This is a genomic window from Paraburkholderia sp. A1BS-2L, from assembly GCF_051125205.1.
Lineage (GTDB): Bacteria > Pseudomonadota > Gammaproteobacteria > Burkholderiales > Burkholderiaceae > Paraburkholderia.
In genome coordinates this window covers 1388963-1414991 of the sequence record NZ_CP120428.1, presented here as the reverse complement: position 1 = coordinate 1414991, position 26029 = coordinate 1388963, and the positions used below count along the sequence as shown (strand labels likewise).

The window sequence follows — 26029 nt, the reverse complement described above, 5'->3', positions numbered from 1 at the left end:
CCGCTACGACGTCCTTGCAACCGTCGGATACCGCTGAAGGAGACATCGCGTCCTGGCACGGCATACGCCGCTTTTGACGGCGTCCGTGAACGCGAAAAAGCGGGCTGGACAAACAAGCTACCCTACCCGATCAAGGTCAAAATTACAAGGCGAAATTGGGCCATCGGGGGCGAAAAAGGCTTGTGCGGCAAGGATTTGCGCTGGCCCATTTGGCGCTGGCGCATTTGGCGCTGGCGTGCTCACGCAATCAGCAAATCCTCGCGCCATTCGATGCGCCGCCAGCGTGACGCACCGCCTTGCGCACCGAACGCCGAGCGGTTGACGCCGATCCGGGGCACGAACAGCAGCGTCTCGCCGACATACAGCAGCGGCACATCGCGCTCCCACGCCGGCACGCCGCGCGCCTGGAACAGGTTCTTGAGCGTGCGGCTCACGTTCGCGGCCTCGTCGCGCAGGCGCTCGCCACCCCCTCTCGCACGCGCCACGAGCGTGCCCTCGCGCAATACGTCTTCGGGTACGGCATCGGGATCGCTCGCATCGGCGGGCGCGAAGACGTAGCTGCCCCGCCATGATGGCAGGCGCCAGACTTCCTCGCCGCGCCAGTTCATGCTGACGGGCCCGCGCCGGGCGCCTTCGCCCGCAACGGTGTCCTCCGTGCTCGCAGGCATCGCTTCCGCTCGTGGCGCTTCCCACGACACGCGGCCCCGATAGCAGCGCAGCGTGCGTCCGGCGTGATCGACCCGCAGCGCATGGCTCTCGCCTTCGCGCGCGATCTCGCGCAACTGGCGCAGCGCGTCGGCGAGCCGCGCGGTCGACGCCGCAGGCAAGCCGAGCGCGCGCATCCAGTAGCGCAACAGATTGAGCGCACGCGTATCGTCTAACGCGACGAGCGCGGCATGCGAAAGCGTGCCGGTGTCATCGTGCCCGGCCGCGTGCAAATCGATTCGCGCGAGGTCATCGAGCAAGCGTTGCGCGGAAGCAGCGTGTGCAGCCGTACGCGCGAGCGCATCGCGAAAACCGGGGAAATGCGCGGAAAGCGCAGGCAGCACGTCATGGCGCAATGCGTTGCGCGCATAGCGCGTGTCGGCATTCGATTCGTCCTCGACCCAGTGCACGTGATACGCGCGCGCATAGCGCTCTAGTTGCGCACGCAACAAATGCAGCAACGGCCGCACGCGCGAGGCAGCGCCAGTCATCTCGCGCGCGGGCGCCATCGCGGCGAGTCCCGCCAGCCCCGCGCCGCGCAGCAATTGCAGCAGGACCGTTTCCGCCTGATCGTCGGCGTGCTGTGCAAGCCACAGCGACCGAACACCGTGCGCTTCACACATCGCATCGAGCGCGCGGTAGCGCGCCTCGCGCGCCGCCGCTTCCACGCCCATCGCGCCCATCGCATCGTCGCGCGCGAGCGTCACGCGCCGTGCGTCGAACGTCACGCCGCAGGCGCGCGCCGTCGCCTCGCAATGCGCGAGCCACTGATCGGCGTTCGGGCTCAAACCATGATGCACGTGCAGCGCCACGAGCCGCGCCGCGCCCGCCGTGCGCACCGCCGCGTCGAGCAGCACCGACGAGTCGAGACCGCCGCTGAACGCAATGGCGATGCGCGCATCGGCGGGAAGGCTGGAAAGCACAACGCCGAGCGCATCGAGAACGATGCGCCCGGCGTCGGGTTCGGGATGGTCGGTCACGGTATGACGGCGGCGCCTCTGGCGCCGGCTCGTGTCAGCGACTTCGCGCGCTTACGCGCCCGACGTCGTTTCCTTGAACTTGCCGTACTCCATCAGGCGCTCGTAACGGCGCGCCTTCAGATCGGCGATGCTCATACCCTGGAACTGGCGCAGCGAGTCGGAGAGCGCGCGGCGCAGCAGCGCGGCCATGCCCTTCGGGTCGCGATGCGCGCCGCCGAGCGGCTCGTTCACGATCTTGTCGATCAGGCCGAGCGCCTTGAGCCGGTGCGCGGTGAGACCCAGCGCCTCGGCGGCCTCGGGCGCCTTGGCGGCGCTCTTCCACAGAATCGATGCGCAGCCTTCCGGCGAGATGACGGAATACGTCGAAAATTGCAGCATCATGACCGTGTCGGCTACGGCGATCGCGAGCGCGCCGCCCGAACCGCCTTCGCCGATGATCGTCGTGATGATGGGCGTCTTGAGCTCTGCCATCACGTAGAGATTGCGGCCAATGGCTTCCGACTGGCCGCGCTCTTCCGCGCCGATGCCGGGGTAGGCGCCCGGCGTGTCGACGAAGGTGAAGATGGGCAGGCCGAATTTTTCGGCAAGGCGCATCAGGCGCTCGGCCTTGCGATAGCCTTCCGGACGCGGCATGCCGAAGTTGCGCGCAGCGCGCTCCTTCGTGTCGCGGCCCTTTTGCTGGCCGATCACCATGCAGGCCTGGCCATTGAAGCGCGCGAGGCCGCCAACGATCGAAAGGTCGTCCGCGAATGCGCGGTCGCCATGGAGTTCATGGAAATCGGTGAACAGCTCGTGCACGTAGTCGAGCGTGTACGGACGCTGCGGATGACGCGCGATCTGCGAGACCTGCCACGGGCTCAGGTTCGCGTAGAGGTCCTTCGTGAGCTGCTGGCTTTTCTTCGACAGCCGCTCGATCTCTTCCGAAATATCGACGGCCGAATCGTCCTGAACGAAGCGCAGTTCTTCGATCTTCGCTTCGAGTTCAGCGATCGGCTGCTCGAAATCCAGAAACGTGGTTTTCATGTGTTGGAATCCTTGCACTATGCGGCAGCGCGTATTCTAACCGCGCTGGCCATCGTCGAAATCTGAACTGAACTATCAGATTCGGATATCGATAGAAAATAGCTTAACAAACCCGAGTCGCAGCATCGTTTTCACGACGGTTCGAGGCTGCGCCACATATACCAGGTTGCGACGGTTCGCCACGGCTCCCAGTTGGCCGCGACTTCACGGGCTTCACTGCGCGTGACCGGCTCTCCGCTGAAGTAGTTGACGCTGATTGCCTGGATGAGTCCGAGGTCGTCCAGCGGCAGCACGTTGGGGCGCGCGAGGTTGAAGATCAGGAACATCTCGGCGGTCCAGCGGCCAATGCCACGAATGGCCGTGAGTTCCGCGATCACATCCTCGTCTTCCATGCTGGTCCACTTGCCCACATGGAGCGCACCCGAGACGAAGTGCTGGGCGAGATCGAGGATGTACTCCGTCTTGCGCTTCGACAGACCGCACGCCGCCAGTTTCTCGTGGCCGAGCTTGAGGAACTGTTGCGGCACGAGCTTCGGGCATGCGGATTCGACGCGTTGCCACAACGCCTGGGCCGCCGCGGTCGAGATCTGCTGGCCGACCACCGAGCGCGCGAGCGTGACGAAGGGGTCGTCGCTGCTCATGAGATGCACAGGGCCGAACTTCGGAATGAGCTTCTTGAGGATGCGGTCGCGCTTGACGAGATCCGCGCAAGCCTTGTCCCAGTAGTCGGGACGCACGACCTCCGGCTCGTTGCCGCACACGGACGCCGCCGGCGCCTCGATGCCGTCACTGGCGGTGCCACCCTCGGAAAATGCGCTCGCCATCGGTGCGGCGCCGTCGAGCGCGCCATTGCCCTTCGCGCGCGCCGGCCTGGCCGCGGCGCCCGCCTTGACGGCGCCATTGGGCGCGTGATGCTCGGCCTGCGCCTTCGCGCCCGCCTTCTTCGCGCCGTCAACCGCAGCGGTGTCTTCTTGCTGCGCCTTCAGGGCGCCAGTGCGCGCGGCGCGCCTTTTAGCCTCGCCTGCCGCGCCCGTGAGCGACGCAGAGCGCTTTGCCTGCGTCTTCGTGGCCGTTGCCATCCTGCCTCCTGCCTCGCGAATCGATCAGTGGAAACTGGACAGCCCGCTTACACGCGGCGCCACTCGGTCAACCCGCCCGGTTTGTCTTCGAGCGCGACACCGGCATCGAGCAGTTCGGCCCGGATCCGGTCCGCCTCCGCATACTGTTTCGCCTGCTTCGCAGCGGTGCGCGCCGCGATCTTCGCCTCGATCGCGGCCACGTCGAGCGCGCCCGCATCTTGCGCGCCCGCGGCCTGCTGAAGGAACGTGCGCGGCTCACGCACGAGCACGCCGAGCACGCGCGCGAGGCGCTGCAACTGACGCGCCAGCACGGCGTCGCGCGAGCGGTTCACTTCGGTTGCCAGCTCGAACAGCACCGAGATGGCAACCGGCGTATTGAAATCGTCGTTCATTGCCGCCTGGAAACGCTGCGCGTGCGCCTCGTTCCAGTCAAGTTCGCCCGCATCCGGGCTCACATCCTTGAGCGCCGTGTACAGACGCGTGAGCGCATTGCGCGCGTCGTCGAGGTGCACATCGCTGTAATTGAGCGGCGAACGGTAGTGCGCGCGCGCCATGAAAAAACGTACGACTTCCGCATCGTACTTCGCCAGCACCTCGCGAATCGTGAAGAAGTTGCCGAGCGACTTCGACATCTTCTCGTTGTCGATCTGGACGAAACCGTTGTGCATCCAGTAATTGACGAACTTCTCGCCGGTGGCGCCTTCGCTTTGCGCAATCTCGTTCTCATGGTGCGGAAACTGCAGGTCCTGACCGCCGCCATGAATATCGAAATGCTTGCCGAGCAGCGTGCAGCCCATTGCCGAACATTCGATGTGCCAGCCCGGACGGCCGCGGCCGTACTTCGAATCCCAGCTCGTGTCGGCGGGCTCGTCCGCTTTAGCCTGCTTCCACAGCACAAAGTCAAGCGGATCCTGCTTGGCGTCGTTCGCCGCGACTCGTTCGCCCGCGCGCAGGTCCTCGATCGACTTGCCCGACAGCGCGCCGTAGCTCGCGAACTTGCGCACCGCGTAATTCACGTCGCCGTCGCTGCCCTGGTAGGCGTAGCCATTGCTTTCCAGCATGCCGATCATGTCGAGCATCTGCGGGATGTACTGCGTCGCGCGCGGCTCGAGATCGGGACGCTCGACGCCGAGCGCATCCGCATCTTCGTGCAGCGCATCGATGAAACGGTCGGTCAGCGCCTTGATCGTCTCGCCGTTTTCCACCGCGCGGCGAATGATCTTGTCGTCGATGTCGGTGATATTGCGCACGTAGGTCACTTTGTAGCCGAGCGTGCGCAGCCACCGCTGCACGATGTCGAACACCACCATCACGCGCGCGTGCCCCACATGGCAATAGTCGTACACCGTCATCCCGCAGACGTACATGCGTACGACGCCGGGCTCGATTGGCACGAAATTTTGCTTGTCACGCGCGAGCGTGTTGTAGATGCGCAGTGATTCCATAGAGACGATGGATACGTGGGTCGAAAGAAATCCGCGACAGCGCCGACAACAGCCCGCGAGTGAATGCACCGCGTTGCCCGAGGCTGCGTACAGTCGCGCTCAATCAGTCATCAGGGCGGAGACGACCACGAGTAGTGAAAGAAAGCCTGGCGTGCCGCGAAGACTGTCCGGAAGCAACACCCCGGGGGCCGGCCACAACAAGCCGCGACGAACCGGAGCGGACGCTCGACAGGCACCCGCTGTCGCGCGGCCAAAAGCGCGCGACGAAAACGCACAGACCTTTTGTTAGAATGGCTCGGAGTATAACACCGCGACCTTCCCCTATGAAATCTTCCAGCGCCTGCGCGCCCCGCGCTGCGACCCTTGCCGCGGCAGCTCTCGCGAGTGTCGCGTTCGTCTTCGGCGGTGCGTTCGTGGCGCATGCCGCGCCGCCTGCCACGGCCGATGGCACACCCGGCGCCGATGCGGCGATCGCCCAGCGCAACTGGGCGGCGGCGCTCACGGAGCTGGACGCGCGCATCAAGTCGAACCCGCGTGACGTGCAGGCGAAGTTCAAGCGCGCGACCATCCTCGCACGCCTTGGCCGCGACAACGACGCCATTGAAGCCTTTACCGAGCTCACGCAAGCCTACCCCGAGTTGCCCGAGCCCTATAACAATCTCGCGACGCTCTACGCGAAGCATGGCCGCTATGAAGAGGCGCGCGTCGCGCTCGAATCGGCCACGAAGGCCAACCCTTCATACAGTCTCGCGTGGGAAAACCTCGGCGATTTGTACCTGCGCATGGCCGACGCGTCGTACCGCCACGCGAGCAGCCTTGGCCACACGAGCGGCGCAACACTGCAGCGCCTGACCGACATTGAGAAGATCGTCAATCCGCCGGCAGCGAAGCAGCGCGCGCGCGCAGCAGCGGCAGCGGCAACACCCGCGCCGGAAGCCGGGACGACGACCGTGAGCCCGATGCTCGACAATCCGGTGTACCAGTTCGGCGGCCCCACCGGGTCGCTCGCGACGCCGCCCTTCGTGGCGCCGTCGCGCTAAGCCGCGGCGCGCTTCGGATTCGTTCGGCGGCGCGCAGCGACACGTTTTTCCCGTACTTCCGAGGACACTCATGAAATGGTTGATGTTGGCGCTCGGCAGCGCCGCCCTGATCGCGAACGCGCCCGCCTTTGCGCAAACCGGCCAGCAGGCCGCGCATCCGCAGGTGCTCTTCAAGACCAGTGAAGGCGATATCCGCGTCGAACTCTATCCCGAGAAGGCGCCCAAGACCGTCGACAACTTCCTCCAGTATGTGAAGTCCGGCCAGTACAGCGGCACGATCTTCCATCGCGTGATCCGCGGCTTCATGATCCAGGGCGGCGGCTACACTACGAGCTTCGTCGAGAAGCCCACGCGCGCGCCTGTTCCGCTCGAGAGCAAGAACGGACTGAAGAACCTCACCGGCACCATCGCGATGGCGCGCACCAGCGATCCGAACTCGGCCACGGCGCAGTTCTTCATCAACACCGTCGACAACGCCGGCCTCGACTATCCGAACCCGGACGGCAATGGCTACGCGGTGTTCGGCAAGGTCACCCAGGGCATGGACGTCGTGAAGAAGATCGAAGCGGCGCCCACCACCTCGCGCGGCCCGATGTCGGACGTGCCGCAAAAGGAAATCGTGATCCAGTCGGCCGCCGTCGTCGGCAAGTAACGCCGCAATTCAATCGTCGCAAAGCTGCCTCACTATTCGTCACGCGGCGCTGCAACGGTACACGCGAGCGGCCACACGCCCCGCCTCGTACCGCTACCGCGCCGCCCTTTCCCCCCAGCCACTGACTAAGGATCCATCATGGTCGAACTGCACACGAACCACGGCGTCATCAAGCTCGAACTGAACGCCGAGAAGGCACCGAAGACGGTCGCCAACTTCCTCAACTACGTGAAGAGCGGCCACTACGACGGCACGGTGTTCCACCGCGTCATCGACGGCTTCATGATCCAGGGCGGCGGCTTTGACGCAAGCATGCAGCAAAAGCCCACCCAGGCACCGATCGAGAACGAAGCGAACAACGGCCTGAAGAACGAGCGCGGCTCGATCGCCATGGCGCGCACCAACGATCCGCACTCGGCGTCGGCGCAGTTCTTCATCAACGTTGCCGACAATGACTTCCTGAACCACTCGTCGCCGACGCCGCAAGGCTGGGGCTACGCCGTGTTCGGCAAAGTCGTCGACGGTCTCGACGTAGTCGAGAAGATCAAGAAGGTCAAGACGGGCTCGAAGGGCTTTCATCAGGACGTGCCGCTCGAAAACGTCGTGATCGAGAAGGCTGTCGTCGTCGAATAACGTCAAGACGCGCGCGCTTCATTCATGCTGCAGGAAAAGGCATTAAGACACGCCGCTGCGGGCGTGCCCGGCGAGGGCAGACGTCCGCACGCGGCGCGTCCGTTTTTCTTCATCTCCGACCTGCACCTGAGCGCAGCCATTCCGCGCACGGTCGCCGCGTTCGAGCATTTCATCAGCGTCACGGCCGATCAGGCCGACTCGGTGTTCATTCTCGGCGACCTCTTCGAATACTGGATCGGCGACGACATGCTCGCCGATCCTTTCGTCGCGCGCATGACCGCGCTGATGCACACGCTCGCCGAGCGCGGCATCGCGCTCTACGTCATGCACGGCAACCGCGACTTCCTGCTGGGCAAGCGCTTCATGAAAGCCACGGGCGCCATCTGGCTGCCCGACCCCATCGCCATCACCGCATTCGGCACGCGCATCGCGCTCGCTCACGGCGACGCGCTGTGCACCGACGATCGCGGCTATCAGTTCTTTCGCCGTTTCGCGCGCAACCGTCTCGCGCAACTGCTTTTTCTCGCGTGGCCGTTCCGCTGGCGCCGCTCACTCGCCGAGCGCATGCGCCACAAGAGCGAGGCAGGCCGCGAGCGGCCCGCGCTGCCGAAATACGATGTCACCGCCAAGGGGGTTGCGACGCTCTTCAGGCGCGCACGCGCGAACACGATCATTCACGGGCATACGCATCGTCCCGCGCGCCATCAGGAACCCGGCGGCACGCGCTGGGTGCTGCCCGACTGGGATCTCGATCACGGCAAGTCGCGCGGCGGCTATTTGCGCGTCGACGCTGAAGGGTTCAGGATGTTGCCGCTCGATTGAGCGCGTGCCGGAAAACACGCGCCAGCACATGAAAAAATACCGTGAGACGCTCAGACGCGTGCCGCCTGTTCTTGTGCATTTCCGGGCTCGCGCGGGGTCGCCCCGCCCTCTAGTCCCTCCGAGAGCCGGCGCAGTTCCGCGAGCGTCGCATCGGCGCCATGTAGCGCCTCGAGCCGCGCGCCCAGCCGCTCGAGCGCGGCGGCAATCGCATCCACGCGCTGCGTCTGCGTGGCGGCATGATCGATCAGGCCGTGAATGGCGAGCGAAACAGGGTCATCGGCATTCGGCGTGATGCCGTAGGCACAGAAGCCCTCACGCGCGCTCCCCGACTTCACTTGCTCCGGCGCGGTTTTCGCGGGCGCGACGATGCGCGCCGGATTACCCACCGCGGTGCCGCCCGCGGGCACCGGCTTCACGACCACGGCGTTCGAGCCGATCTTCGCCTGCGCGCCTACCGTGAAACCGCCCAGCACCTTCGCACCCGCGCCCACGATCACGCCGGGGCCGAGCGTCGGATGGCGCTTCGCGCCGCGCGTGAGCGACGTGCCGCCGAGCGTCACACCCTGGTAAATCGTGCAGTCGTCGCCGACTTCAGCGGTCTCGCCAATCACCACGCCCATGCCGTGATCGATGAACACGCGCCGCCCAATGGTGGCGCCCGGATGGATCTCGATGCCGGTCAAAAAGCGTGCAACCTGCGAGACATAGCGCGCAAGCCAGCGGCGCTTCGCGAGCCAGCAGGCATGGGCAAAGCGATGCAGGACGAGCGCATGCAGACCCGGATAACAGGTCAAGACTTCCCAGGCGCTGCGGGCGGCGGGATCGCGCTCGCGGATCGTGGCGATGTCTTCGCGAAGTCTCTTGAACATGGCTGTCACACGCTCGACGTGAGGGACATGGGGAAAAGGCCGCGCGTCGCCCTTGGCGCGCACAGCTCATGCACGGCTTTAGCAGCCATCCTTATTTGCTTGTGATCGAAAATCGATTGTAGGCGAAAGGCGCGCGCAAGCCAGCAAGCCCCCGCAGGCATCAAGGTCGAACGCGCGGCCGTGGCGTCTGCTCCCGGTGCGCCTCCTTAGGGGCGTCGATGCGGGCCTCGATGCGGGCCTCGATGCGGGCTATTTCCCGCCTTCCCTGCCCTTGCGCATCAGGATGTGCTTGGCGATACCGCGCACGATGTTGACCTCCTCGCGCTCGAGCCCGGAGCGCGCGAACAGCCTGCGCAGACGCGACATCAGCTTCTTCGGATTGGCGGGATCGAGAAAATCGAGCGCGATCAGGGCGTTCTCGAGATGCACATACATGCGCTCGATGTCGTCGCTCGTGGCGAGCGGCGTCCCTGCGGACGGCCCGCCCGGCACCGCCCCCGCGCCCGGCAATGCCATGCCGGGCTCGCCCTCGCCGAGGTACGCCAGTCGCAGTTCGTAGGCCAGCACCTGGACCGCCTGCGCGAGATTGAGCGAGCTGTAGGCCGGATTCGCCGGAATGTGGGCGAGAGCGCTGCAGCGCTCGACGTCGTCGTTCGAGAGCCCGGTGCGCTCGTTGCCGAACACGAGCGCGATGTCACCGTGCGCGACCTGGCGGCAGGCATCTTGCACCGCCTGACGCGGCGCCCCCGGCGGGGGTCCATATTCGCGCGTGCGCGCCGTGAGCGCCATCGACCATTGCACGCCCGCGAGGGCGTCGGCCAGCGTCGGGACGATGTGGGCGGCGGCGAGCACGTCGTCGGCGCCGCTCGCCATCGCGACGGCCTCCGGATCGCAATGGACCTGCGGCACGCGCGGCGCGACCAGCACGAGTCGCGAAAAACCCATGGTCTTCAGCGCGCGCGCCGCGGCGCCGACGTTGCCCGGATGGCTGGGCTCGACCAGCACGAAGCGGGTGGACGTGAAACCGCCTCGTAGCGGTTCGTGGGCCTCGCCGGCGGGCGACGGGGATGCCGCTGTAGCGGCCGGATGGGCGGGCGGGACGTGTGAATCTGGGGGCACCAAGATGAATCTCTGAGAGCAACAAATATAGAAATTTCTATGTTATCGCGCCTTGGCCTCCCGGCCTATCCGCGCCGTCGACCAGCCTCTATCGGCATGGCTATCGATACAGCGATATAGGAATACCTATATTCGGGTAAAATACGAGATTCGCGCGTTTTCGGCCGGCCAGGCCAACGCGCCCCGCTCTTATCCAATTCGTCTCCGTTGGCGGTTCAGGACCTGTAAGCCCAGCCGCGAGCCGTTCGTGGCTCGCGCCCTGTCCAATCGTTAGACGCTTTTATCTTCTGCACCACCGGCGCGCCGCATGCTCGGGCAAGCGCCGGACAACAAGGATCCAGGCACATGCATCCCATGCTCAACATCGCTGTCAAGGCCGCGCGCCGCGCCGGACAGATCATCAACCGCGCGTCGCTCGACCTCGACCTCATCCAGGTCGCGAAGAAGCAGCATAACGATTTCGTCACGGAGGTCGACAAGGCGGCCGAAGCGGCCATCATTGACACGCTCAAGACCGCCTACCCCGATCACGCGATCCTTGCCGAAGAATCCGGCCACTCGGAGAACGAATCGGAATATCAGTGGATCATCGATCCGCTCGACGGCACGACCAACTTCATCCACGGCTTCCAGTACTACTGCGTCTCGATCGCGCTCGCGCACAAGGGCATCGTCACGCAGGCAGTGGTCTACGACCCCACCCGCAACGACCTCTTCACCGCCTCGCGCGGCCGCGGCGCGTTCCTGAACGACCGCCGCATCCGCGTGGGCCGCCGCGACCGGCTCGCCGACGGCCTGATCGGCACAGGCTTTCCGTTCCGCGAAAAGAACGGCCTCGATAGCTACTGCGAGCTCTTCGCCGAAATGACCAACGTCTGCGCCGGCCTGCGCCGCCCGGGCGCCGCCGCGCTCGATCTCGCGAACGTCGCGGCGGGCCGCATGGACGGCTTCTTCGAACAGGGTCTCAACCCGTGGGACGTCGCGGCGGGCGGCCTGCTCGTCACGGAAGCCGGCGGCCTGGTCGGCAACTACACGGGCGACTCCGACTTCCTGCACATGGGTGAAGTCGTCGCGGGCAATCCGAAGATTTACGCGCAAATGGTGCCCGTGCTCTCGAAGTACACGCGCGTGAAGAAGGAAGGCTGAGCGAAGCCGCCTGCGCGCGCAGCTCTGGCGCATCAAGCGGCTTCGGCCGCTTTTTTGTTTCGCGCACGGTGTCTCGCGCGAGGTCGTCGCCCTGATGATCCACGATGGCACCTCAACAGCTCTTCCCCGCGATGAAGAAAGGCTTCTATACGATCATCGCCGCGCAGTTCGTTTCGTCGCTCGCCGACAATGCGCTTCTGATTGCGGCAATCGCGCTGCTCACGGTGATCTCGTCGCCGGCCTGGGTCACGCCGCTCCTGCAGATTTTCTTCACGATCTCCTACGTGCTGCTTGCGCCCTTCGTCGGCGCGTTCGCCGACGCGCTGCAAAAGCGCCACGTAATGTTCGTCTCGAACGCGCTAAAGGCCGCCGGCTGCCTGCTGATGATCGCGGGCGCGCACCCGATGATCGCCTATGGCGTGGTGGGCTTCGGCGCGGCGGCCTACTCGCCCGCAAAGTACGGAATCCTCACAGAATTGCTGCCTGCCGAAAAGCTCGTCGCGGCGAACGCGTGGCTCGAATCGGCCACCGTGCTCTCGACGATCGCAGGCACGATGCTGGGCGGTGCGCTCGTTTCTACTTACGCGGAACGCTTCGTCGCCCATCATCCGATGCCATTCATCCGGACGGCCGCCGATCTCGCGATGCTCGCGGTGATGCTTACCTACGCGCTCGCCGCGCTCATCAATATCGGCATTCCCGACACCGGCGCGCGCTACGAGAACCGGCTCAGGGAGCCGGGCCGCCTCGTGTCCGACTTCGTGCATTGCTTCAATGTGCTGTGGGCCGACAAGCTCGCGCAGATCGCGCTATGGGTCACGACGCTGATGTGGGGCGCCGCCGTCACGCTGCAACTGCTCGTGCTCAAATGGGCCGATGCGAATCTCGGCCTGTCGCTCTCGAAGGCCGCCGTGATGCAAGGCGTGACGGGGCTCGGCATCGCGCTGGGCGCGGCGGCCGCGGCCGCCTGGGTGTCGCTGCGCGCGTCGTTGCGTGTGCTGCCGGTGGGCGTGCTGTGCGGCTTGGTGGCCGTGGCGATGGCGTTCTACAGCAAGGCGCTCTTTCCGGCGGGCGAAGGCGTGCGCGTCGGCGCATTCGTCATGCCCTTCTACCTGCTCTTCGCGTATCCGCTGATGGTGCTGCTCGGCACGCTCGCGGGCTTTTTCATCGTGCCGATGAACGCACTGCTCCAGCATCGTGGCGCGACGCTGCTTTCAGCGGGCCATTCGATCGCCGTGCAGAACTTCACCCAGAATCTCGCCGTGCTGCTAATGCTCGGCGCCTACGCGCTGCTGCTGACGGCAAGGATGCCGGTGCAGTGGATCATCGTCGTGTTCGGCCTGTTCGTCGCCGCGATGATCGGGCTCGCGATGCGGCGCAGTGCGGCAAACGCACGCACGAACGACATGCAGGCGCTCGTCGACGGGCCTCGCGCGCACCAGGCCGTCCGGCCAGGTTCGCACGAGCGCGACGCGGGTTAAACTCACGCCCTGAACCCTTAGCAAGACACCGAGGATGGCTACACACACCGCCAGCGCCAGCGACACCGCGCAACACACTCCCATGATGCAGCAGTACCTGCGCATCAAGGCCGACCATCCGGGCACGCTCGTGTTCTACCGGATGGGTGACTTCTATGAGCTGTTCTTCGAAGACGCCGAGAAAGCCGCGCGCCTGCTCGATCTCACGCTCACGCAGCGCGGCGCGTCGGCGGGCAATCCGATCAAGATGGCGGGCGTGCCGCATCACGCCGTCGAGCAATATCTCGCGAAGCTCGTGAAGCTCGGCGAGTCGGTGGCGATCTGCGAGCAGATCGGCGACCCGGCCACCTCGAAGGGACCGGTCGAGCGCAAGGTCGTGCGCGTGGTCACGCCCGGCACGCTGACCGACGCCGCACTCCTTTCCGATAAAAACGACGTCTACCTGATGGCGGTCTGCCCGGGTCACAACCGGCGCGGCGTGACGGTCAACGTCGGGCTCGCGTGGCTGAACCTCGCGAGCGGCGCGCTGCGTCTCGCCGAAGTCGCGCCGGAACAGGCCGCGGCGGCATTCGAGCGCATTCGTCCCGCGGAAATCCTCATCGCGGAAATGCCGGCGGAATCCTCGGGCTGGGCGCCGCCCGCTGGAACCGGCGCAGGCTCAGGCGGAGCATTGACGCGCGTGCCGGCCTGGCACTTCGACGTCACCTCGGGCAAGCAGCGCCTGTGCGACCAGCTCGACGTCGCAAGCCTCGACGGTTTCGGCGCGCAGGCTCTCACCAGCGCATGCGGCGCGGCCGGCGCGCTGCTGCTGTATGCGGCCGCCACGCAAGGCCAGCAGTTGCGCCACGTGCGCAGCCTCAAGGTCGAAGCCGAATCCGAATACATCGGGCTCGATCCGGCCACGCGCCGCAATCTCGAACTGACCGAAACGCTGCGCGGCACCGAATCACCCACGCTGTGCTCGCTGCTCGACACGTGCAGCACCGCCATGGGCAGCCGTCTGCTGCGGCATTGGCTCCACCATCCGCCGCGCGACGCGGGCATCGCGCAGATGCGCCAGCAGGCCATCGGCGCGCTGCTCGAAGCGCCGCCGCCCGCCAGCGTCGACGCATTGCGCGGCGCGCTGCGCCAGATCGCCGACGTCGAGCGCATCACGGGGCGCCTCGCCTTGCTCTCGGCACGCCCACGCGATTTGTCGAGCTTGCGCGACACCTTCGCCAATCTGCCTGCGCTGCGCAAGCAGGTCGCCGCAGCGAGCGGCGCTTCGGCCACGCTCGCACACATCGTCGAAGGGCTTGTACCGCCCGGCGAGTGCGCGGACCTGCTGCAGCGCGCGGTCGCGCCCGAGCCAGCCGCCATGGTGCGCGACGGCGGCGTAATGGCGACCGGCTACGACGCCGAACTCGACGAACTGCGCAACCTGTCCGAGAACTGTGGCCAGTTCCTGATCGATCTCGAGGCGCGCGAGCGCACACGCACCGGGATCGGCAATTTGCGGGTCGAATACAACAAGGTGCACGGCTTCTATATCGAAGTCACGCGCGGCCAGACCGACAAGGTGCCCGACGACTACCGCCGCCGCCAGACGCTCAAGAACGCCGAGCGCTATATCACGCCCGAGCTCAAGGCATTCGAGGACAAGGCGCTCTCCGCACAGGAGCGCGCGCTCGCACGCGAGAAGGCGCTCTACGACGCGCTGCTCCAGGCACTACTGCCCTTCATTCCCGATTGCCAGCGCGTCGCGGCAGCGCTCGCCGAGCTCGACCTGCTCGCGGCCTTCGCCGAACGTGCGCGCGCACTCGACTGGAATGCGCCGGAATTCACCGAAGCGCCCAGCATCGAGATCGAACAGGGTCGCCACCCTGTCGTCGAGGCGCAGGTCGAGCAGTTCATCGCCAACGACTGCACCCTGAGCGCCGAGCGCAAGCTGCTGCTCATCACCGGCCCGAACATGGGCGGTAAATCGACGTTCATGCGCCAGACAGCGCTCATCGCGCTGCTCGCCTACGTGGGCAGCTATGTGCCGGCAAAACGCGCGCGCTTCGGCCCGATCGACCGCATCTTCACGCGCATCGGCGCCGCCGACGACCTCGCGGGCGGCCGCTCGACCTTCATGGTCGAAATGACCGAAGCCGCCGCCATCCTCAACGACGCCACGCCGCAAAGCCTCGTGCTGATGGACGAAATCGGCCGCGGCACGTCAACCTTCGACGGCCTCGCGCTCGCATGGGCCATCGCGCGGCACCTGCTCACGAGCAATGGCTGCCATACGCTGTTCGCGACGCACTACTTCGAGCTCACACAGTTGCCCGCGGAGTTCGCGCAGGCAGCCAATGTACATCTGTCGGCGGTCGAGCACGGACACGGCATCGTGTTCCTGCACGCCGTGAGCGAAGGCCCCGCCAACCAGAGCTACGGGCTCCAGGTCGCGCAACTTGCGGGCGTGCCCAACCCGGTGATCCGCGCGGCGCGCAAGCACCTCGTGTATCTGGAGCAGCTCTCGGCCGGACAGCCCACACCGCAGCTCGACCTGTTCGCCGCCCCCGCCGCTGCCGAAGACGACGATTTCGACACGCAACCGTACGTGGAAGACGCACCGGCAGCAGCCGACCCGGGCGCCGCGCTCGTCGCCGAGCGGCTGCGCGCGCTCGATCCGAACGAGTTGCGACCGCGCGATGCGCTCGATCTGCTGTACGAACTGCATGAACTGGCCACCGCGCCGGACGGCAAACGCTGAGCGTCGCCTCGCGACGCCGCCCCGGCCATTTCCACATGGCCGGGGCGAGGTGCGAGGCGTTGCTCCGGGTGTCGTTCCGGGTGTCACTATTTCGTCGCGTCGCGGACTACAGTGCGCGCTTGTCTGCCTGGCGCTGTTCGGCCTGTCCCTCGCCGCGCGAGCGCAAGATTCTTCGTCTTCACCACGCTATTCGTTCGCCGTCGTCGCGAACGTCGTCACCGAGCCGGGCGACGAAGCTACGCTTCAGCGCCTCATCGACGCTATCGGCCGAGATCCGCAGATTTCGTTCGTCGTTTACGATGGCAATCTCAAAGGACCGCACGAGACATGCACGGATCACCTCTACGACCGGCGCCGCGCATTACTCGACGCCTCGCGCGCACCGCTCGTGTTCGTGCCGGGCCAGCGCGACTGGACCACCTGCGGCAGCGCTGGCGCAGGCGGCTACGATCCAGTCGAGCGGCTCGATTTCCTGCGCCAGAATTTTTTCACCGAAACCAATTCGCTCGGCCAATCCCCTCTCACGCTCACGCGCGAAAGCGAGGTCTCGCGTTTTCGGCCTTATCGGGAAAATACACGCTGGCAACTCGGCGACACGGTGTTCATCGCACTGAATGCGCCCAACGGCAACAATCATTTTCTGAACGCCGGCGGCCGCAACGGCGAATTCGAAGACCGCGTGATCGCCAACGGTTTCTGGTTAGAGCATGCAGCCGAGTTTGCGCGCCGCCGCAATGCGCGTGCCATCGTCATCTTCATGCAGGGCGATGCGATGCCCGAGCAGTACGAGCGCAAGGACCGCTTTGCATGGCTACGTTTTCGCCGCACGCCACGCGACGGCTACACCGAGTTGCGGCACAGTCTCACGAAGCTCGCGGAAACGTTCCGGGGCCCGGTGATCCTCGTGCATCCGGAAACGACGAAGCTCGCGCGTGGCTTCGCCATCGATCAGCCCTTGCACAACGAGAAAGGAATCAGGATTGCTAACGTCACGCGGATTGCATTCTCGCTTCACGACCCGCTCACGCAGTGGCTTCAAATCGACGCGGACATGGCGCGCCGCACACCGCTGCGCGTGAGTGTGCATGAGGTGCCCAGGCACCTGCCGCTGCTGCCGCCTCAACCGCCGGCTCTTCTGCAGGGTGGCAGCAGCGAACCCGCGTTGCCGGAAATGCCCGAAATATCGTCGATGCCCGACGTGACGGAGATTCCCGGGATGCAACAGGCGCCCGCCGAAAACGGCACGAATGGCACAAACGGCGCGAGCGGTGCAAATCAGGCGGGAGACATGGGTGCGCCAGGCGGCGCGAGCGCGGGAACGGTGATGCCCGCGTGGCCTTCACAGCGCACGGCGCCATGAACTCCACGAGGCGAGAAACGAACCGGGACTCGAAGCAAAACGCGCCAGCAGTCACTACCAGGTCACTGCCAGCGCGTTGCCCGGTCAATGCAGGGTGGGCTTGGAGGCGGCTTCGTCGCCGTCTTCGTCATCGTCCTCATCGGCGATTTCGAGACCGTCCGCGCCATGCGCATGTTCGTGCTCGATCTCATCCTCGGTCGCCTGACGCACTTCCTTGACCGACAGCGCGAAGCGCAGCGCCATGCCCGCTAGCGGGTGATTGCCGTCGAGCACGACCTTGTCTTCTGCAACGTCGGTGACGGTGTAGATGAGCGTGTCGAGATCGTCGTCGCCCTCTTCGGGCGTGCCTTCGAACTGCATGCCCACTTCGAGCGGTTCCGGGAAGCGGTTGCGCGGCTCGATCTTGACGAGTTCGGGATCGTACTCGCCGAAAGCGTCGGAAGGCTCAAGCTGGATCTGGGTCTCGAAGCCCGGCTCCTTGCCGTCCAGCACTTCCTCGATCTTTGGGAACGTGCCATCATAGCCGCCGTGCAGATAGACCATCGGCTCGTCGCTTTCCTCGATCAGATTGCCCTGCGCATCCGATAGCTTGTAAGCGACCGACACGACGGTGTCCTTTGCAATTTTCATTCGATCCTCCAGATTACAGACCACATTATACGATGCCCAAGCGGTCCCCAGACCACCCGGAGGACGCCCGCAAGCGACGCGCCCCCTCCTCCCTGGCATGTCCCGCGCCCGATACGCCCACGCCACTGCTTGGCGGCCTGAGTCCGGCGCAGTTCATGAAGAAATACTGGCAGAAAAAGCCATTGTTGATCCGCCAGGCGATACCCGGCATCGCCGCGCCACTCTCGCGCGACGAACTCTTCGCGCTGGCCGACCAGGACGACGTCGAATCCCGCCTCATCACGCATTTTCGCAAGCGCTGGGCGCTCGAGCATGGCCCGTTCGCCGCCGACGAACTGCCGACACCGAAGACGCGTCAATGGACCTTGCTCGTGCAAGGCGCGGACCTGCACGACGACCGCGCGCGGGCGCTGCTCGAACGCTTTCGCTTCGCACCCGACGCCCGCCTCGACGACCTGATGATCTCGTACGCCTCCGACGGCGGCGGTGTCGGCCCGCATTTCGATTCGTACGATGTGTTTCTCCTGCAGGTGCATGGCAAGCGGCGCTGGCGCATCGGCGCACAGCGCGACCTGTCGCTGCAGGAAGGGCTGCCGCTCAAGATCCTCGCGAATTTCGAACCCGAAGAGGAATGGGTGCTGGAGCCGGGCGACATGCTGTACTTGCCACCGCACATCGCGCACGACGGCGTGGCCGAGGGCGAATGCATGACCTGCTCGATCGGCTTTCGTTCGCCTTCCACGACGGAACTCACGAGCCAGTTTCTCTACTGGCTGGCCGAGCGCGGCGCAAACGGCGCCGCTGGCCGGAATTCGGGCAAAGACAAAGACGCGAACAGCAGCGCAGGCAACCCCACGCTCTACCGCGACCCTGACCAGCCAGCGGTGTTGCATGCGGCACAACTGCCCCCGGCACTTGTGGAGCGCGTCTCGGCCGTGCTTGCTAAAGTGCGATGGGACGGAGCGGATGTATCTTCGTTCGTCGGCTCCTGGCTTTCGGAACCGAAATCGAATGTGGTATTCGACGCTCCCGAGAAACCGCTGGACGAAGCGCGTTTTGTTGCGCGCGCCGCGAAAAATGGGATAAGACTCGACCGCAGGACAATCCTGCTTTACGATGCGCGGTCGTATTACCTGAACGGGGAGCAGTACTTGCTCAAAGAAGTGAGAAAATGGCTGCCGGCATTGGCCGACAACCGCTTTCTGGATGGGAAACGCTTTGTAACACTCTCACACGATTCGTGTGTGACATCGTTGCTACACGGATGGTATTGTGCGGGCTGGTTACGGCTCGGGGTGCTTGCGTAAGCGCTTCGGACTGTTATACCGTACTAATATAGTGCTTGTATGAGAAAGACAACGTATTGTCCCCGGATTTGTCGACGGTCGATACGAAAGTGCCTATAATTTCCGCCCAGGCCGTAGGGAAGATTCACGCTCTTGCAGTGCATCTCCACCAGCGGCTCAGGTCGGTGTTGGGGCACATTACCGGTATTATTTTGCGCTGTTGCTTACCTTTAACCATAAAAGGACGTGATCATGAAGAAATCCCTCCTCGTAGCATCCCTGCTGGCAGCTGTTGCACTGGCTGCGTGCAACAAGAGCAGCGACCAAGCTGCTGCGCCGGCTAGCGATGCTGCTGCTGCTTCGGCACCGGCTGCTGCCGCTTCGGACGCAGCCGCTGCTGCTTCGGGCGCCGCTGCTGCTGCGAGCGACGCTACGGCTGCTGCGAGCGACGCTGCTGCTTCGGCTACCGCTGCTGCTTCGGACGCTGGCGCTGCTGCTCCGGCTTCGGGCGCAAGCCAGTAAGCTGCATTCGCGAGATGCTCGCCCGAAGCTCCGGCTTCAGCGAGCATCGAAGCGAACCGCCGGGCAGTCTGATGGCCTCGTCAGATGCGCGGCGGGCAAACAAAAAGGCCACGAACCCAGGTTCGTGGCCTTTTTGTTTGTATCTTCTCGATCACTTAACGTCATGTCAGCACACAGACATATGCGCAACGCATGTAACGACCGTTGCGCATATGCAAGCGGAAATTACACGACGCGCGCTCGGCAGCGTCATTGAGCGCCCTGATCTTCCTCGCCCGTGAAGAAAGCCCGCACGACCTCGATCTCGCGCGTGCGCTTGAACGGAGGCAAGCTTTGCCAGATGCGCCGCCCATAAGGCTTGTCCACGAGGCGCGTGTCGCAGATCATCAACACGCCGCGATCGGTCTCCGCACGAATCAGGCGCCCGGCGCCCTGCTTGAGCGTGATGACGGCCTGCGGCAGTTGATGAACGGCGAATGGGCTCAAGCCCTTCTTCGCCAGCGCGTCGAGGCGTGCGGCCAGCACAGGATCGTCGGGCGGCGCGAACGGCAGCTTGTCGATGACGACGAGCGACAGCGCATCGCCCCGCACATCGACACCTTCCCAAAAGCTCTGACTGCCCACCAGGATCGCGTTGCCATACGCGCGAAAGCGTTCGAGCAATTCAGTACGGCTCGCATCGCCCTGCACCAGCAATGGCGTATTCCAGCCACGCGCCTCGATCGTGTCGCGCAGCTTCCCGGCGATCTTGTCGACGGCGCGCAAGGTCGTGCACAACATGAAAACCCCGCCCCCTGACGCTTCGATGGCGGGTAGCGCGGCGTCGAATACCGCGTCGGTGAATTGCGGCGACGACGGCTGCGGCATATTGCGCGGCACGTACAGCAAACCCTGCTGCGGATAATCGAACGGGCTCGGCAACGTCATCGAGCGCCGCGAGCTCAGGCCCATCTGCGCCGCGTAGTGCGTGAAGTCGCCGCGCACGGAAAGCGTCGCCGACGTAAAGATCCACGTGCGCGGCACACCCGCACGCTGCTTCGCGAAAATGGGCGCCACCGAAAGCGGCGTCTCGTGCAACTGGACCGTGTGCGAGAACACTTCGACCCAGCGGACCTTTTCATCGTCGGCGCTGGACTCGCCTGCGGCGTCACCTGGAGCGTCGGGCTGGTCAGCACCGCTGGCAGCCTGCGCGACGCGCGACGACGTGTCACCGGACGCGGCTGGCGCTACCCACCCTGCCAGCACGCCCTGGAGTTCGCGCGCGCGGCGCAGGCACGCCCCCAGCGATTCTGCACGCTCAGCTTGCCCCGCAAGTGCGGCGGCGAGCGCGTCGAGCTCGGTTTGCAAGGCATCGAGCGCGTCGAAGAGCGGATGATCCTCCGGCAACTGCGTGATCGACACGCGCAGCGAATCTTCCTTGAATGCGAGCCGCACATCGCGCGCCGCGCGTTCGAGCGCCGCCCCGAGCTTCACCCACTCCACCGCATCGCGCGCATGGCTCAGGCCTTCAGCCACGCAATCGCGCGCGAGTTCGAGAAACTGCGCAGTCGAAAGCGTCTCGCCGAAAAACAGCGTGGCGGTTTCGGGCAGTTGGTGCGCCTCGTCGAAGATAATCGTGTTGGCGCTCGGCAGCAGCTCGGCCATGCCCGTGTCGCGCAGCATGATGTCGGCGAAGAACAGATGGTGATTCACGACAACGATGTCGGCCTGCTGTGCCTCGCGGCGCGCCTGCATTACGAAGCAGTCCTTGTAGTTCGGGCACTCCTGACCCAGGCAGTTGTCGCGTGTGGAGGTGACCATTGACCAGACCGCGGCCGTTTCCGGCACGCTCGCGAGCTCAGCCTTATCTCCCGAACGCGTAATCTTCGCGAAACGGATGATCTCCTGCAGATACGCCGTTTCCTGGCGCGACGGCAAGCGGCCATTGTCGGCCGTGCGCTGCAGATAGTAGTGGCACAGATAATTCGAGCGGCCCTTGAGCATGGCCACGCTCACGGGCACGGCGAGCGCGTCACGCACCGTTGGAATATCGCGAGCGAATAGCTGGTCCTGCAAGTGCTTGGTGCCCGTCGAGACGATTACCTTGCCGCCCCACAGCATGGCCGGCACGAGATAGGCGTAGGTTTTGCCGGTGCCGGTCCCCGCTTCGACGATCAGCGTGTTGTCGCCGGACTCGGTGGCTGCACGCGCGGCATCTTCGGCACGATCCTGCGCGGGGACCGGTGCACCACGCTCGAGACGCCGTGCGGGACGCGACTGCGCCTCGAACATCGCCGGTTCCGGCAAGGCCTGGGCAGCGGCTTCCATCGCTGCGGCCACGGCGCGCGCCATCTCGATCTGCGCGGCGCGCGGGCGATAGCCATCGATCTCGCGTGCGAGCAACCCATTGGTGGCGAAGAGCTCTTCGAGCTCGGCGCCGCGGCGCGCGCTCAATGCAGGTGCAGCCGATGATGAATGGGTGGCGCGTGCGTCCCCCTCCTGCGCGCCGCCTTCGCGCGCGGGACGGGATCGGGAAACGGTCGTTGAATTCAAGGCAAGCGGTTCCTGCTCGGTCCTCGGAGCGCGGCCCGACTCCAGCCGCGCCCCGGCGCCTGCCAGGACCCGGAATCAGGCGTGCCCGTTCGAGGTCTTTGTTGAATCGGGTTCCAGCTGCAGTTGCAGCAGGATGATGTTGTCCTTCAGCTTGAGCTTGCGCCTCTTCAGCTTCTGCAATTCGAGATCATCGTAGTCCGATGTCTCGCACATCCTCTCGATCAGACGGTCGAGACCGTCGTGTTCCGATTCCAGTTGCAGAATGCGGTCACGAAGGACCTCGCCCTTGACTTCACGATGCTCGCGCATGCTCGCCTCCTCGTCATGATCGGCGCACGCCGTGCGAAAGGTCGCACGCCTGAGGTTGCTGTCCGGCTGAAAAAGCGGGGTGCTGCCTGGTACCGCTGGAGGCCTTTCAGTTCTACTGGCCCTGCGGTTTTTGTTGCTGTTGCTGCTGCGCCTTCTCGGCCGCCTGCTTCTGACGTGCTTCCACATCAGCCTTATGCTTCGCCGCCTCTTCCTGCTTCTGCTGGAAGCGCTCAGCTTTCTTGGCACGCTCTTGCGCCTTCTGCTGGCCTTCGCGGCGAGCTTCGTCCAGTTGCTTCTGATAATCCGACTGTTTCTTGTCGTATGCGGCCTGGTTGGCCGCACGTTGCGACTGAGCCTGTCCGCCCTCGCGCTGTGCCTGCTGCACCGCGTGCTGGCGCTGCTTCTCCTGAAACGCCTGCTCGTTCGCGGCACGTTGCGGCGCTTCTGCCTGACGCTGCGCCTGAGCGAGTGCGTGCTGACGCTGCTTGTCTTCATAGGCCTGCGCACTCGCTGCCTCATTCGCAGCGCGTTGTGGCGCGTCGGCCTGGTCCTTCGCCCGCTGCAACGCGGCCTGCTCGTCGCGGCGGCGCGCATTGTCTGCGCGCTGCTCTTCGTCGAGCGTCAACTGCTCGCGGCGGATATCCGCCTGCACGACGCGCATCGCATCACGCGCCTTGCCGAGACAGCGGTTCACGAAAAACGTGTCGTAGCAATTGTGCTGCGCGACGGCGTACTGGTAATTGTTTTCCGCAGTACGCCGGTCAAGAACCTTCTGCCGCTCGGCGAAGCCATTGCTCGCGGCGGCATCCGGAGCCGTTGCGCCCGTGGCCACCGCCGCTGCACCCGGAGCAGCCCCCAACGCCGCACCCGGCGCGTGCGCCGATTCCACTGCCGACGCCGCACCCGCGCCCTCGATTGGCCCGCCGACTTCGACCGGGCGCGTGTCTTGCGCGCCGCTGGCCGTCACTTCTTGCGCGAGGCCCGGAACGCTCGCCGTCGCCAGCAATGCGACAGCGCAGGCCGCCGCTCGGGCGGTGGTCCGCCATGCTGCGCGTTCGCGCGCGTCGGGCTGGATTTGTGTCAAACGGGATGGTATCAACGTCTTCTGAGGGCAACGGAACATGCCTGAAATTCTAACACCCCCCGAGTTGAGCGCCCCGCCATTTATGGCAAAATGCCCCGCTCCACCAGCCGGCGGGCGCTCGCTCGCTTGACTCGCCGCCCGGCTATCCGGCCGCAAACCCAGGATTACGAACCCGGGACCGCAAACCGATCCTCGCAGGAATATCCAGACTCTATGACGGAAACCGTAGCACTCAAGATCGTCCAGCGCATCGCCAGCGAACTGACCGTTCAACCGCGTCAGGTGGCGGCCGCCGTCCAGCTTCTCGACGAAGGAGCGACCGTTCCGTTCATCGCCCGTTACCGCAAAGAAGTCACGGGCAATCTCGACGATACGCAACTGCGCACGCTCGAGGAACGGCTGCTGTATCTGCGCGAACTCGAAGACCGCCGTGCCGCGATCCTCGCGAGCATCGAAGAACAGGGCAAGCTCACTGACGAGTTGCGCACCGCCATCGAGGCCGCCGACAGCAAACAGGTGCTCGAAGACCTCTACCTGCCGTACAAGCCCAAGCGCCGCACGCGTGCGCAGATCGCGCGCGAAGCCGGCCTGCAGCCGCTCGCCGACGCGCTGCTCGCCAATCCGCTGCTCGACCCGCAAACGGAAGCCGCGCAGTACGTGGACGCCGAAAAGGGCGTCGCCGACGTGAAGGCCGCGCTCGACGGCGCGCGCGACATCCTCTCGGAGCAGTTCGGCGAAACGGCCGAGTTGCTCGGCAAGCTGCGCGACTGGCTGTACAACCAGGGCGTCGTGATTTCGAGCGTGGTCGAGGGCAAGGAAAACGAGGAAGGCGAGAAGTTCCGCGACTACTACGAGTACTCGGAAACGATCAAGACGGTGCCGTCGCACCGCGCGCTCGCCCTCTTTCGCGGCCGCAACGCCGGCGTGCTGATGGTCAAGCTCGGCCTCGGCGGCGAGCTCGACGCGCAGGTGCCGCATCCCGGCGAAGCGATGATCGCGCGTCACTTCGGCATCGCCAACCAAGCCCGTCCTGCCGACAAATGGCTCTCCGACGTCTGCCGCTGGTGCTGGCGTGTGAAGGTGCAGCCGCACATCGAAAACGAGCTGCTCACGAACCTGCGCGAGCAGGCCGAAACCGAAGCGATCCGCGTGTTCGCGCGCAACCTCAAGGACTTGCTGCTCGCCGCGCCCGCCGGCCCGAAGGCCGTGATCGGCCTCGATCCGGGCCTGCGCACCGGTGTGAAGGTCGCCGTCGTCGACCGCACGGGCAAGCTGCTCGCCACCGATACGATCTATCCGCACGAGCCGCGCCGCGACTGGGACGGCTCGCTCGCGAAGCTCGCGCGCATCGCCGCGCAAACGCAGGCCGAGCTCATCAGCATCGGCAACGGCACGGCCTCGCGCGAGACCGACAAGCTCGCGAGCGAACTGATCTCGAAGCATCCCGAACTCAAGCTGCAAAAGATCGTGGTCTCCGAGGCCGGCGCCTCGGTCTATTCGGCGTCCGAACTGGCAGCGAAGGAATTCCCCGAGCTCGACGTCTCGCTGCGTGGCGCGGTGTCGATCGCGCGGCGTCTGCAAGATCCGCTCGCCGAGCTCGTGAAGATCGAGCCCAAAGCGATCGGCGTGGGCCAGTACCAGCACGACGTGAACCAGCGCGAGCTGGCGCGCTCGCTCGACGCCGTGGTCGAAGACTGCGTGAACGCCGTGGGTGTCGACGCCAATACCGCATCGGTGGCGCTGCTTGCGCGCGTGTCGGGTCTGAACGCGACGCTCGCGCGCAATATCGTCGATTACCGCGACGCCAACGGCCCCTTCCCCTCACGCGATCATCTGAAGAAGGTGCCGCGTCTGGGCGACAAAACCTTCGAGCAGGCCGCGGGCTTTTTGCGCATCAACGGCGGCGAGAATCCGCTCGACCGCTCGTCGGTGCACCCCGAAGCGTATCCCGTCGTCGAGCGCATGCTCGCGAAGATCAAGCGCACTATCGGCGACGTGCTCGGTAGCCGCGAGGCGCTCTCGGGTCTCTCGCCGGCCGAGTTCGTCGATGAGCGCTTCGGTCTGCCGACCGTGCGCGACATCCTCTCGGAACTCGAAAAGCCGGGCCGTGATCCGCGCCCCGAGTTCAAGACGGCGACCTTCCGTGAAGGCGTCGAAAAGGTGTCCGACCTCGTGCCAGGCATGGTGCTCGAAGGCGTCGTGACCAACGTGGCGGCGTTCGGCGCGTTCATCGACGTGGGCGTGCATCAGGACGGCCTCGTGCACGTCTCGGCCATGTCGACGAAATTCATCAAGGACCCGCACGAAGTTGTGAAGGCGGGCCAGGTCGTGAAGGTGAAGGTGCTCGACGTCGATGTGAAGCGCCAGCGCATCGCGCTCACGATGCGCATGGACGACGATCCGGCAAGCGCCGCACAACGCAGCGGCGCCAGCAGCAATGGCGGCAACCGCGATCAGCGCGGCAGCAATGCGAACCGCGGCGGCCAGCGCTCGCGCGACGCGGAACCGGCAGGCGCAATGGCGGCGGCCTTCGCGAAACTCAAGCGCTAACGCACCAGCGCGGGGTGGCGCGGGA

21 protein-coding genes are annotated in these 26029 nt (G+C 65.3%); 11 read left to right on the top strand and 10 right to left on the bottom strand.

What is annotated here, in order from left to right; translation table 11 throughout:
* Window positions 1-239: 239 nt before the first annotated feature.
* The 4 genes from tilS to cysS all read right to left on the bottom strand — a co-directional run bounded on the left by tilS (window position 240) and on the right by cysS (window position 5232).
* Window positions 240-1685, bottom strand: coding sequence for a tRNA lysidine(34) synthetase TilS (tilS, locus tag P5W98_RS06325; protein ID WP_421079394.1), 1446 nt, complete (start codon window positions 1683-1685; stop codon window positions 240-242).
* A gap of 51 nt (window positions 1686-1736) precedes the next feature.
* A complete protein-coding gene (locus P5W98_RS06320; protein ID WP_035531959.1) occupies window positions 1737-2708 on the bottom strand; it encodes an acetyl-CoA carboxylase carboxyltransferase subunit alpha in 972 nt (323 codons plus the stop codon).
* A 131-nt stretch (window positions 2709-2839) separates the two neighbouring features.
* Complete coding sequence (locus P5W98_RS06315; protein ID WP_421079393.1) at window positions 2840-3787, bottom strand: DNA-3-methyladenine glycosylase family protein; 948 nt, start codon at window positions 3785-3787, stop codon at window positions 2840-2842.
* Between the two features lie 47 nt (window positions 3788-3834).
* Complete coding sequence (gene cysS, locus P5W98_RS06310; RefSeq protein ID WP_421079392.1) at window positions 3835-5232, bottom strand: cysteine--tRNA ligase; 1398 nt, start codon at window positions 5230-5232, stop codon at window positions 3835-3837.
* A gap of 323 nt (window positions 5233-5555) precedes the next feature.
* Here cysS and P5W98_RS06305 point away from each other — a divergent pair, with 323 nt between their 5' ends.
* The 4 genes from P5W98_RS06305 (at window position 5556) to P5W98_RS06290 (ending at window position 8379) form a co-directional block, all read left to right on the top strand.
* Window positions 5556-6272, top strand: a complete 717-nt coding sequence (locus P5W98_RS06305) for a tetratricopeptide repeat protein (protein WP_421079391.1) — start codon at window positions 5556-5558, stop codon at window positions 6270-6272.
* 70 nt (window positions 6273-6342) lie between these two features.
* Window positions 6343-6924, top strand: a complete 582-nt coding sequence (locus P5W98_RS06300) for a peptidylprolyl isomerase (protein WP_421079390.1) — start codon at window positions 6343-6345, stop codon at window positions 6922-6924.
* A 138-nt stretch (window positions 6925-7062) separates the two neighbouring features.
* Complete coding sequence (locus P5W98_RS06295; protein ID WP_035531969.1) at window positions 7063-7557, top strand: peptidylprolyl isomerase; 495 nt, start codon at window positions 7063-7065, stop codon at window positions 7555-7557.
* A 24-nt stretch (window positions 7558-7581) separates the two neighbouring features.
* The gene (locus tag P5W98_RS06290; RefSeq protein WP_421079389.1) at window positions 7582-8379 is read left to right on the top strand and encodes a UDP-2,3-diacylglucosamine diphosphatase; all 798 of its coding nucleotides are present in this window, start codon (window positions 7582-7584) and stop codon (window positions 8377-8379) included.
* Window positions 8380-8429: 50 nt separating this feature from the next.
* Here the strand turns inward: P5W98_RS06290 and cysE are convergent, their stop codons facing one another.
* Together cysE and P5W98_RS06280 are read right to left on the bottom strand one after the other, a co-directional pair.
* Complete coding sequence (cysE, locus tag P5W98_RS06285; RefSeq protein ID WP_421079388.1) at window positions 8430-9248, bottom strand: serine O-acetyltransferase; 819 nt, start codon at window positions 9246-9248, stop codon at window positions 8430-8432.
* Between the two features lie 249 nt (window positions 9249-9497).
* The gene (locus P5W98_RS06280; protein ID WP_421025201.1) at window positions 9498-10367 is read right to left on the bottom strand and encodes an RNA methyltransferase; all 870 of its coding nucleotides are present in this window, start codon (window positions 10365-10367) and stop codon (window positions 9498-9500) included.
* A 345-nt stretch (window positions 10368-10712) separates the two neighbouring features.
* Between P5W98_RS06280 and P5W98_RS06275 the strand changes: the two genes are divergently transcribed.
* The 4 genes from P5W98_RS06275 to P5W98_RS06260 all read left to right on the top strand — a co-directional run bounded on the left by P5W98_RS06275 (window position 10713) and on the right by P5W98_RS06260 (window position 17091).
* Complete coding sequence (locus P5W98_RS06275) at window positions 10713-11513, top strand: inositol monophosphatase family protein (protein ID WP_421023799.1); 801 nt, start codon at window positions 10713-10715, stop codon at window positions 11511-11513.
* A gap of 131 nt (window positions 11514-11644) precedes the next feature.
* Complete coding sequence (gene lplT, locus P5W98_RS06270; protein WP_421079583.1) at window positions 11645-12994, top strand: lysophospholipid transporter LplT; 1350 nt, start codon at window positions 11645-11647, stop codon at window positions 12992-12994.
* Between the two features lie 34 nt (window positions 12995-13028).
* Entirely contained in the window at window positions 13029-15731 is a 2703-nt protein-coding gene (gene mutS / locus P5W98_RS06265) for a DNA mismatch repair protein MutS (protein WP_421079387.1), read from the top strand.
* 49 nt (window positions 15732-15780) lie between these two features.
* The gene (locus P5W98_RS06260; protein WP_421079386.1) at window positions 15781-17091 is read left to right on the top strand and encodes a hypothetical protein; all 1311 of its coding nucleotides are present in this window, start codon (window positions 15781-15783) and stop codon (window positions 17089-17091) included.
* Between the two features lie 84 nt (window positions 17092-17175).
* On the opposite strand, the gene P5W98_RS06255 is transcribed toward P5W98_RS06260, so the two are convergent.
* Window positions 17176-17721, bottom strand: coding sequence for an FKBP-type peptidyl-prolyl cis-trans isomerase (locus P5W98_RS06255; RefSeq protein ID WP_421043911.1), 546 nt, complete (start codon window positions 17719-17721; stop codon window positions 17176-17178).
* Between the two features lie 32 nt (window positions 17722-17753).
* Between P5W98_RS06255 and P5W98_RS06250 the strand changes: the two genes are divergently transcribed.
* A complete protein-coding gene (locus tag P5W98_RS06250) occupies window positions 17754-19028 on the top strand; it encodes a JmjC domain-containing protein (protein ID WP_421079385.1) in 1275 nt (424 codons plus the stop codon).
* 231 nt (window positions 19029-19259) lie between these two features.
* On the top strand, window positions 19260-19529 hold the full coding sequence (locus P5W98_RS06245) for a hypothetical protein (protein ID WP_421023752.1): 270 nt from the start codon (window positions 19260-19262) through the stop codon (window positions 19527-19529).
* A 249-nt stretch (window positions 19530-19778) separates the two neighbouring features.
* On the opposite strand, the gene P5W98_RS06240 is transcribed toward P5W98_RS06245, so the two are convergent.
* The 3 genes from P5W98_RS06240 to P5W98_RS06230 all read right to left on the bottom strand — a co-directional run bounded on the left by P5W98_RS06240 (window position 19779) and on the right by P5W98_RS06230 (window position 23727).
* Window positions 19779-22061: an ATP-dependent DNA helicase gene (locus P5W98_RS06240; protein WP_434718485.1), complete on the bottom strand. Its 2283-nt coding sequence runs from the start codon at window positions 22059-22061 to the stop codon at window positions 19779-19781.
* A 75-nt stretch (window positions 22062-22136) separates the two neighbouring features.
* Window positions 22137-22370, bottom strand: a complete 234-nt coding sequence (locus tag P5W98_RS06235; RefSeq protein ID WP_413189224.1) for a DUF465 domain-containing protein — start codon at window positions 22368-22370, stop codon at window positions 22137-22139.
* Between the two features lie 112 nt (window positions 22371-22482).
* Complete coding sequence (locus P5W98_RS06230; RefSeq protein ID WP_434718484.1) at window positions 22483-23727, bottom strand: hypothetical protein; 1245 nt, start codon at window positions 23725-23727, stop codon at window positions 22483-22485.
* Here P5W98_RS06230 and P5W98_RS06225 point away from each other — a divergent pair.
* Window positions 23668-26004, top strand: a complete 2337-nt coding sequence (locus P5W98_RS06225) for a Tex family protein (protein ID WP_421079382.1) — start codon at window positions 23668-23670, stop codon at window positions 26002-26004. The genes P5W98_RS06230 and P5W98_RS06225 overlap by 60 nt on opposite strands.
* Window positions 26005-26029 lie beyond the last annotated feature (25 nt).